A 3,733-nucleotide genomic window follows, 5' to 3' on the forward strand; every position below is an offset into this window, starting at 1 on the left:
CGTTTACGTGAAGGGCTTAGTACTTTCCCCGGACAACCTCCTGTAGGATTTGATTGTCGAGGGTGAGATCAGAAACAGCCCGCCGTAGTCGGGCATTCTCCTTCTCGATCTCCTTCATCCGCTTGGCCTGGCCAACACGCAGGCCGCCATACTCCTTACGCCAGCGGTAAAACGTCTGCTCGGTCACGCCGATCGCGCGCACAGCATGCGCTATCGTCTCGCCCTGGCTGAGGCGGACCTCCACCTCACGCAGCTTTGCAATGATCTCTTCAGGCTTGGCTCTCTTGCCCATGGTTCAACTCCATTTCAGAGCCGATCCTAACTCAAACTATGGGCCAGTTTTTCTGAGGCAGACCAATTCAGCGGCGCGCGATACTATCGATCTTCTTTCTTGCGCGCCGTGTAAACCACGCGACACATACCGCGACCGGTATGACAGAAAAGGCAATAAGAGTGCTATGATCGAGGATTAAGGGTGGCGCGCCTCTCAATAGGTATGAAATTAGCCCCACAGAATAGTATGTAATTGCCGCGACCGAAAGGCCCTCCACGGCCTGCGCGAGGTGCACTTGTTGACGCGCACGCTGCTCCATTGAGGCGAGCAAGTTTTGGGATTGCTGCTGAGCAGTATGGTCCAATTGGGTGCGCACCAACGCGAGGGCCTCAGAAATGGAAGTTGAAATAGATTCAGCGCGTCGTTCAAATGCCCGTATAGTTTTCATACCCGGATCAAGGCGGTGTTTAATGAATCCCCGCAAAGTCTGGCGTTGCCCGATCTGGGTTTCATCCAAACTTGCCAATCGGTCCGACACCAAGTCGTAGTAAGCGTTGGAAGCGGCTATGCGATAATAAAGCTCTGACCTAATCGCTGATACAGATTTTAATATATTGGCCAACTCGCGAATGGACTCATCAAGGGAAGTCTGGGTTTGGTTCAAGATAGAGGTTGCCTTTTCGGCGCGAGATTCAAGCTCATGTAATTTGGGAGTTAGACTCCGAACGGCCGGGAGGCCAAGCAGGCATGCCATTCGATAAGTTTCAAGGTCTAAGAGCCGCTTGATCAATCGGCCGCGGGCAAATCCATCTTCAAATTTTCCTGACACCGTGTACTTAACAAGGCCGTGATCAGAAACTCTGAAGTCTGTCGTTGCCGCGATACCTTCAAACATTACATTCCCGCCAAAGATGCGAGCGTCTCCGAACGCATTTTCTATTGATATCGTCTCTGACACGAGAATTCTCGCGCCCGAAAGCTGATTGCCCGGGCACCTCCGGACTAGGTCTAGCGTCTCCAAACTTGGACGGTGTTCGCCAAAGAACGTCAGAGATACAAATTCAGTGTGCCTTTCGAAACGCAAGATTCCATCTGGGCGCTCGATCAACTGATGACGTAGCTCCAGATCAAATTCCGATGGCCAGGTATTGGCATCAAATTGCGGTGTATGAAGCACCCAGTGCCAAGCTTCACCTGCTTCCCATTCGACTGCGACGGGGGGGCGCGCGTGCGCCTCGTCCTGAATAAAGGCTCGGTCGACGTGTTGGGTGTGAAGTTGTTCTGGAGAGGCCAAGACGAATTTGCTCCTTTGAGTATTGACCAATGTGCCGTTACTTTTGACGGCGCTTCGCTGTTCGCTGCTGTGCATATCGCGAGCTCGCGCAGTTTCAGAAACTCGTGATACGCAATTAGGACCACGTTATTGGCGGAATTCGTATTGTCTACTCTATTATCAGATTGTAAACTAAGTATATGAATTCGCTCGTCTGTACCGTGTTGTTCGTTTCTCAAGATCCGAAAGCCAACAAATCCGCCAAAGCTGTTTTTGCCGATGAGCGACACTATCGCCTCATCAATTGTGAGACTGAACAAGACGCAGCGGAAAAATTCAATAATGTCGATTGCCAGCTGATTATCTGCGATGAAGCGGTGCTAGCGAATGTACGGAAAAATTTTCTTGTTACCGCTCGCGTGAAAGGCCCGCAAACGGCTCGTATCGTATTCGGAGATGACAGTAAGAGCGAGCGAATTGGCAAGATCGCCAGAAATAGCGCAGCGTTTTTGCGGATGCGTAAACCGCTCAAATCTGAGCATTTGGGCATGGTTGCAAAACGCGCTTTGGAGATGGCCGAACTCTCTAGACGACACAGAATTCTATCGCGCGAACTCAAACTATCGATTGATGACGATCTATTTGGCGGGCATAAAGAAGAGGCGATCAAGGCACCCTGGTCTCGGTTCGAAAAGTTAATCTATGTCAGCCCATCGATGGACGCATTATGCGCGGCGGCAAGACAGGCTGCGAGAACCGAGCTTCCAATCCTCATTCAGGGAGAGACGGGTACGGGCAAAGAATTGCTGGCGCGCGCGGTGCACTACAACTCCAGTAGGCGTGAATCCCCGATGCATGTGCAAAATTGCGGTGGCGTTACAGATGAAGCGCTTCATTCGGAGCTTTTTGGGCACGTTTCAGGCGGGTTTCCAGGCGCTATATCGGATCGACTGGGGCTCTTTCGCGCAGCGGACGGCGGAACAGTATTCTTAGACGAGATATCAGAGATTTCACCCGCATTTCAGGTAAGTTTATTGCGTTTCTTGCAAGAAGGCGAAGTCAAGCCGCTTGGTTCGGATTTTGTCCAAACCGCTGACGTGAGGATCATCGCCGCTAGCAATCGACCGTTGGGTCGGCTCGTTTCAGAGGGTAAGTTTCGTAAAGATTTGTATTACCGCCTCAAAGGGTTCGAGCTGGATATTCCAGCGCTTCGAGATCGCGTTGACGATATTCCTGCATTGGCAGCATTTTTTTTGGAGCGAGCTGCGGAAATTAATAGCAAAAGAATCGTTGGCATCTCACGTGAGGCTCTGGATAAATTGTCGATGTACGATTTTCCAGGAAATGTCCGAGAATTGGAGATGGAGATTTCTAGAGCAGCTGCACTGGCCTACAACAACAGTTATATTCTTCCTAAGCACTTCTCTGAAGTGATCGCCTCTATCGAAGCGCGGAAAGACTCTCTTGCCAGTATCGAAGCTGACGGAAGAACACTTAAAGAAATCATCGAAGACTTAGAGAGCCAAATCGTTTTCCGCGTGTTGACAAGACTGAACTGGAATCAATCCAAGGCGGCGCAAAGCCTGGGTCTGTCGCGAGTTGGAATTGCAAATAAGATAAAACGATACAGTCTTGATCAGAAAGCTAGACAACTCAATGAGTAAAGATGACAGGGTTATCCCGTTTCCGCACGCCGCAGTTTCAGGCCGAAATCGTCAAAAACCAGCAAAAATTATTGGGTATTCTAAACTCGCATTGACGTTGAATCCATCCGGTGATCGGTGCGTCGGACATTGGTGTAGCCAATGCAGTGGAGTTTGGATGGGCTATGGCCCTGAAGTGGAGTGTCCTGTTTGTGGCAATCGGCAGGGCTAAACACGATGCAACATGTTCGCGTCTGCTGCGAATTAAGTTTGCATCAACAGCCGGGTGCAAACTATCTTTGCGCTGTGCCATACTGGTCTCGCAAAGGCGTTTGGCGCTCTAATCAATTGTTCGTGCGTGTAGATAGAGCTGTGCCGATCAATTCCTGAGCTCTCCGCGCGAGAATGCAGCTATCCGCTTAAACCGGGCCGAGTTTCAATCGATACGGCGCTCTTAAGGAAAGACGAACGTAGTGGCAGTCCTTACATGAAACCATGCCTGCGACAGAGTCTTGACCTGAGCCCCAAATGGTCCCGCATTTG

2 protein-coding genes and 1 pseudogene are annotated in these 3,733 nt (G+C 50.6%); 1 reads left to right on the forward strand and 2 read right to left on the reverse strand.

From position 1 onward, the window contains the following. Both HY26_RS16265 and HY26_RS16270 read right to left on the reverse strand, forming a co-directional pair. Positions 1–292 (reverse strand): annotated as a pseudogene (locus tag HY26_RS16265) (transposase); the annotation flags it as partial. Between the two features lie 67 nt (positions 293–359). Then, the gene (locus HY26_RS16270; protein WP_112074136.1) at positions 360–1,643 is read right to left on the reverse strand and encodes a DUF3422 domain-containing protein; all 1,284 of its coding nucleotides are present in this window, start codon (positions 1,641–1,643) and stop codon (positions 360–362) included. A gap of 104 nt (positions 1,644–1,747) precedes the next feature. Between HY26_RS16270 and HY26_RS16275 the strand changes: the two genes are divergently transcribed. Further along, positions 1,748–3,211: a sigma 54-interacting transcriptional regulator gene (locus tag HY26_RS16275; RefSeq protein WP_112074137.1), complete on the forward strand. Its 1,464-nt coding sequence runs from the start codon at positions 1,748–1,750 to the stop codon at positions 3,209–3,211. Positions 3,212–3,733 lie beyond the last annotated feature (522 nt).

The sequence above is a fragment of the Hyphomonas sp. GM-8P genome (assembly GCF_003263315.1).
Classification (GTDB): Bacteria; Pseudomonadota; Alphaproteobacteria; order Caulobacterales; family Hyphomonadaceae; genus Hyphomonas.

Excerpts from the sequence above, each read along its gene's own strand:
- HY26_RS16270 (WP_112074136.1), bottom strand. The coding sequence starts at position 1,643 with ATGCACAGCAGCGAACAGCGAAGCGCCGTCAAAAGTAACGGCACATTG.
- HY26_RS16275 (WP_112074137.1), top strand. The coding sequence starts at position 1,748 with ATGAATTCGCTCGTCTGTACCGTGTTGTTCGTTTCTCAAGATCCGAAA.